This window comes from Neobacillus mesonae, assembly GCF_023715155.1.
Lineage (GTDB): Bacteria > Bacillota > Bacilli > Bacillales > Cytobacillaceae > Neobacillus > Neobacillus mesonae_A.
The window spans coordinates 1-5,576 of the sequence record NZ_JAMBNQ010000077.1; the positions used below are offsets into that span (position 1 = coordinate 1).

Below are 5,576 nucleotides of genomic sequence, written 5' to 3' on the forward strand. Positions count from 1 at the left end.
ATTTCGATCCTCCACCTCCCGTTAAATAATCTAAAACAACTTTTTCTCTGAATTCACTTGAAAACTTAACCATACAAAAACCCCCTAAGTTTGGATTTCTAAGTCCAACTTAGGGGGTTCACATCATAACGGGGGCTTTTGTTAAGGATGAAGATCGATGCGGCGGTCATTTTGTTGTTGAACCAGCGAAGCAGAATAATTAAGTGCAATCCTTTACATTCACAACGGAGTGCCGATTTATAAGGATTCACGATACACAACAACTGTATCTTTAGTATTAATTAACTTATCATTCTAATACTGCTTTTGTTATAGTGTGTGCTATGATGGAGGTCGTTCGGGGGATTGAAGCTTTCAGCTTTTTTAGGATAATGAAGATTTAGATAAATAGGTAAAATGCACTGCAGAATGCTTGATTTGAAAATACCGGCAGTTTTAAACAATTCTTATTCAAAGACTTTCCAATCTGATGGGGAAGAGGGGACGGCGCTTGACGCCAGTCTCCTTTTTTATGCATATAAGTTGTTAAGAAGGAGGATTAGCCCATAGGGTACACTCGGGTAAAAAAACGCTTGAATAAGGCGAGCACTACCGAAAATGCTGACTTATCATTCATCGATTGTTTCTGATATTAGATTGATCCTCCATTTGCGGCGGCTCCTCCAGCCATCCGTGTTTCATCATGATTTTAACTCCCTCATGCGTATACAGAAAAGACATCTTTGGCCTATAGCGCCATCTTCATCACGATATCATTCCTTAGGGGAATATGATGGTGGCAAAGCTTGTCCCTACAGTACCAAATCTATTTAAAAGGATGGTGTTTGGTGATTAATGCGTTTCGTTTTTGCACGGTGTGGACGGGGAGAAAGGGAACGATAACTTCAAACCCTTACCTATCTGTATGAAGATCCAGCGGCCATCTTGGTGGCTTTTTATTATTTTTTTGCATTTTCTTCTCTATTTGGAGAAAGTGGTGGTTGTTCTAACAATATTTTGTACCATAAGATTAAACTAGATTTTTTAAAATGTTCCCTTCATAGATCGTAACGCCGTCCTCATGGCTCATGGTTACTGCTAATCCTGCCCCGTGATAGTACTTGGAACAAAAAAAAATATCATACAACATCAATTATCTGAAAAAGGAGAGTCGGTTGAAATTGTCACTTCTGTTTCACAAAATTTTGGAACTGGTACAATTATAACCCTGCATGATTTTGGCAAAATCTTTTATTTATTGGTTGGCGGTTTTCGAAGTCGAAGAGGTGCTATAGCCAGTGCGACTGTTGGAAATCGCTCTGACCTCACGTTCAGCAGGAGCGATTTCCTAGTTTGTTGATTTTGACCCGAACGTCTTCGCGGTCACGGACCTCAAAGTTACCGAAGCCAATCAATTGAACCTTATCACAATTTTTTAATGCTTCAAAAATAGCAGCAATAACTGCGTGTACGCTTCGGGTGTTTTTATCTGTGAGAGTTCTACGAATATTTTTTTTAGTTCTCCATACAAGCAGATGCTGATATATAAACCAATCTGATGCCTGGAAGAATTCAAGACCATTGTGAATTAGAGTTTCTATATGGAATCCCAAAAATAATTATAATTTCCAATAACAAAAATGTTGACATTAGATATTAATGATGTTAAAATAATTATTTTTGCTAAAAGATAGCATGTGTGTTATACTTGAAAAAGATTCAAATTCGGAGGTGTTCTAGATGTTTCAAGTTGGTGATTCCATTGTGTATCCAATGCAAGGTGCAGGTGTTATTGAAGCAATAGAAGAAAAGGAAATTCTAGGTGAGAAACATAGGTATTATATGATAAAAATGCCAATCAAAGGAATGCAAGTAATGATTCCTATTGACAAAGTGCAAAAATCACACATTCGCTTAGTTGAAGATGTACTTACACTTGAACACGTTTTGGACATTTTTCAATACGGTCAAACTGATACAACTCTTTCAATGAAAGAAAGATACAAGATTAATACGGAAAAGTTGAGAACAGGTAATATTCAAGAAGGCGCAGAAGTTGTACGTGATTTAATGCGCTTAAACAAAAAGAAAGCTCTCAATTCAAGTGAAAAGCAAATGCTAGACAATGCACGGAAAATTTTTATTAGTGAACTGGGCATAATTAGAGGAATCACTGAAAATCAGGCGAATGATTTGTTAAACAAAAGGGTTGGATGAGTGTTTTTTCTTAATGTGACCAAAAAATGCTTCTGACTTTAAATTAGCTAAGTTGTTTAAAACTAGGGGGAATTAGTTTTTTGGCAAACACTCATACATTCTCCAGGGGAGAAGAGATTGCGAATTCGATTAGCCATGGGATAGCTGCACTTTTAAGTGTTGCAGCATTGGTTATATTAATTACTTTATCCGCTTTGCATGGTAATGCATGGCAAATCGTTAGTTTTACGGTTTTCGGAACAACCATGTTACATCTATATATTTGTTCTACACTAGTACATGCACTTCCGCCTGGTAAAGCAAAAGATATTTTTGAAATTCTTGATCATTCAGCTATTTACTTTTTTATAGCAGGATCCTATACACCCTATTTGTTTCTAGTGATAAAAGGATGGGAATGTTGGATTTTATTTGGAGTGGTATGGGGATTGGCAATTATTGGTACAGTCCTCAAGTGCTTCTTTGTTAAAAAATTTTTAGTAACATCAACAATTCTATATATCATTATGGGCTGGCTCATTGTAATTGTTTGGGACCCCATTACACAGGCAATCCAACCAGAAGGAATAATCCTTTTAGTAACAGGTGGTATTTTCTATACAGTAGGATCCGTGTTTTATGTTTGGAGAGGTTTTAGGTATCATCATGCTGTATGGCACATTTTCGTGATTGCCGGTTCAGCAGCTCACTTCTTTGCGGTATTATGGTATTTAATTTAGTGGATTTTTAAGATAGTCCTTGATGTTGATTGGCTTAAACAACATGGAGGTTCACGTCTTCTTTTCGGAAGTAATGGGGATTGCCATGCCTTCACTTTCGAAGCCTTCTTTTATTTCATTGACATAGAAAGTCAGTTCCTGCCACAATCCTCCCAATATATTGCATGTTTCTTCATCATTGGACTTCGCCCGAAAATACTCTAAAAATCGAAGGATGAGGGTTTCCTCCTGGCAGGTAAACCAAAAGGGTTCAAATTTCGAATGCACTTGGCGGGTTTTTGGTGGTCAATATATTGCCCGCCTTTACATTTTTTTATATGGATTTTCCCCTATCCGTTTAATATGGGATGAATGACATAAGAAAATGCCCGCTGTTAAACGATCATGCTATTCTATAAAAAGATTTCTCTTTATTAGTTCTTGTTTTAAAAGATGGATAAAGTCTTTATCATTTGGGATGTTTTGCTATACACTAAATTTTAAATAAACGGAGTCTCTACCTGAAAACCTCCTTTCGTAGAGGGGAGTTCAGGGTAGAACCAAAAAAATAAAAAACAGATTCTCAGAGTCTGTCTATGTTCGTTTTTCTTATAATTAAGCTTTATGGACGTTTGTAGCTTGGGGTCCGCGTTGACCTTGTTCAACGTTAAAAGTCACATCTTGACCTTCTTCAAGTGTTTTATACCCATCGCCCTGAATTGCAGAGAAATGTACGAATACATCTTCTCCACCTTCACGTTCGATGAATCCTAATTATTTCCTCCTATAATACACACAATTGATTGATTTTTACACTGCCAAGACTTTTTGGTTTCTTGATACATTCATATCCTATTCGGATATTTAGAAGTTCATTCTTAAGAGACAAACCCATCCAAGAACGGATGCATTCACTAGTTCCAACAATGTAAAAATTTCTGAAATTTGTAAAAAAGAATATCTAGGAAATACATGAGTATCAGCTGCGTTGCAAAAATATATATTTATGTGCATTTGATGGAATAGTTTAGTCCAATATAAAAAATAGTAAAAACATAGAAGGGGTTTTAGTATGACAACATTTCATGAAATGGGCATTAGTGGACCCATTCAAAGAGCGATTACGGATATGGGATTTGAAGAAGCATCTCCTATTCAAGAAAAAGCCATTCCAATAGCTTTGACAGGGAAGGATATTATTGGTCAAGCACAAACAGGCACAGGAAAGACAGCTGCCTTTGCCATACCAATCTTGGAGAAATTGGATACGAGCAAAAAGTATGTTCAGGCGATTGCAATTGCACCGACAAGGGAATTAGCTATTCAGGTTTCAGAAGAGATCAATCGGCTTGCGAAATACATGGGTATAAATTCTCTCCCTATTTATGGAGGACAGTCTATAGACCGCCAAATCAAAGCATTAAAAAAGGTCCCACACATTATTACGGGAACACCTGGGAGAATTTTGGACCACATTAAACGTAAAACGCTTAAGCTAGATCGCATTTCAATGGTGGTTTTGGATGAAGCAGATGAAATGTTAGATATGGGCTTTGTGGAGGATATCGAACGTATCCTTAAAGAGACCCCCGAAGAAAAACAAACCTTGCTATTCTCTGCAACCATGCCAAAACCGATTCAAAATCTTGCGGAAAGGTTTATGAACGATCCGGAGTTAGTGAAGATAAAAGCGAAAGAAGTTACCGCTCCAAGTGTAAAGCAAGTTTATTATGAGGTTAAGGAACGAGATAAATTTGAAGTGCTTTGCCGTCTGATGGACGTGGATAATCCAGAATTAGCCGTGATTTTTGGAAGGACAAAAAGACGCGTGGATGAATTAAGTGATGCATTGAATAAAAGAGGATATCTTGCTGATGGGTTGCACGGTGATTTAAATCAACGACAGCGGGATGTAGTGATGAATAAATTTCGTGAGGGAAACATTGATATTTTAGTCGCGACCGATGTGGCCGCGAGGGGTATCGATGTTTCAGGGGTTACCCACGTCTACAACTTTGACATTCCTCAAGACCCGGAAAGTTACGTTCACCGAATCGGTAGAACGGGGCGAGCAGGTAAAACGGGTCTAGCTATTACATTTGCTACACCGAGAGAAACTGGACAGATTCACAGTATTGAAAAAGCCTCAAAAGGAAAAATCCAGCGCAAATCAATACCAACGGTAGCAGAGGCAATGGAGTCAATACAGCGAGCCGCAGTAGAAAAGATGATTCAATTGGTTGAGGAGGAGCAGGACACACAGTTTAAACAAGCAGCAAGTGAATTGCTCGATCAATACGATTCCACCGCGTTGGTTTCAATTGCCTTGAAATTGTTGTCAAAGGATCAAAGGGATGTTCCGGTCCAGCTTACCTCCGAGGCACCGAGATATTCCAAGAAGCATCAGGAAAAGTCTATGAGAAACTATAAAGGGAACAGAGAATTTGTGGGGAAAGGGGCAAGTGGTAAACGTAAAAAAACTTCCAGGTCCTATCGCAAAAAGGAAGGATTATGAATTGGAATACAAAGAGGATGGTATGAGAGACCATCCTCTTTTGTGCGCTTGGCAGCGCTTCGCTCTAAAGGGTGCAAGTCCCTAACATGCCGTTGTGGCGGAAATGTATAGCTGACAGGTAGTGCGAGTATCGTGAGATTTCGTGCGGAGGACTTGAAGGCAAAACT

General features: G+C 38.4%; 4 protein-coding genes and 2 pseudogenes. 3 read left to right on the forward strand and 3 right to left on the reverse strand.

All coding sequences use genetic code 11. The features are described 5' to 3' along the window. Window positions 1–1,230: 1,230 nt before the first annotated feature. Window positions 1,231–1,514, reverse strand: a pseudogene (locus M3183_RS26400) (HU family DNA-binding protein). A 205-nt stretch (window positions 1,515–1,719) separates the two neighbouring features. On the opposite strand from M3183_RS26400, the gene M3183_RS26405 reads away from it, so the two are divergent. Together M3183_RS26405 and trhA are read left to right on the forward strand one after the other, a co-directional pair. Further along, on the forward strand, window positions 1,720–2,196 hold the full coding sequence (locus M3183_RS26405; protein WP_251474992.1) for a CarD family transcriptional regulator: 477 nt from the start codon (window positions 1,720–1,722) through the stop codon (window positions 2,194–2,196). An 80-nt stretch (window positions 2,197–2,276) separates the two neighbouring features. Then, window positions 2,277–2,915: a PAQR family membrane homeostasis protein TrhA gene (gene trhA / locus M3183_RS26410; protein ID WP_251474995.1), complete on the forward strand. Its 639-nt coding sequence runs from the start codon at window positions 2,277–2,279 to the stop codon at window positions 2,913–2,915. 387 nt (window positions 2,916–3,302) lie between these two features. Here the strand turns inward: trhA and sda are convergent, their stop codons facing one another. Together sda and M3183_RS26415 are read right to left on the reverse strand one after the other, a co-directional pair. Then, the gene (gene sda / locus M3183_RS27535; protein WP_396953767.1) at window positions 3,303–3,374 is read right to left on the reverse strand and encodes a sporulation histidine kinase inhibitor Sda; all 72 of its coding nucleotides are present in this window, start codon (window positions 3,372–3,374) and stop codon (window positions 3,303–3,305) included. Between the two features lie 135 nt (window positions 3,375–3,509). Then, a pseudogene (locus M3183_RS26415) lies at window positions 3,510–3,665 on the reverse strand (cold-shock protein); the annotation flags it as partial. Between the two features lie 301 nt (window positions 3,666–3,966). Here M3183_RS26415 and M3183_RS26420 point away from each other — a divergent pair. Next, entirely contained in the window at window positions 3,967–5,409 is a 1,443-nt protein-coding gene (locus M3183_RS26420) for a degradosome RNA helicase CshA (protein WP_251474998.1), read from the forward strand. The last annotated feature ends 167 nt before the right edge of the window (window positions 5,410–5,576 follow it).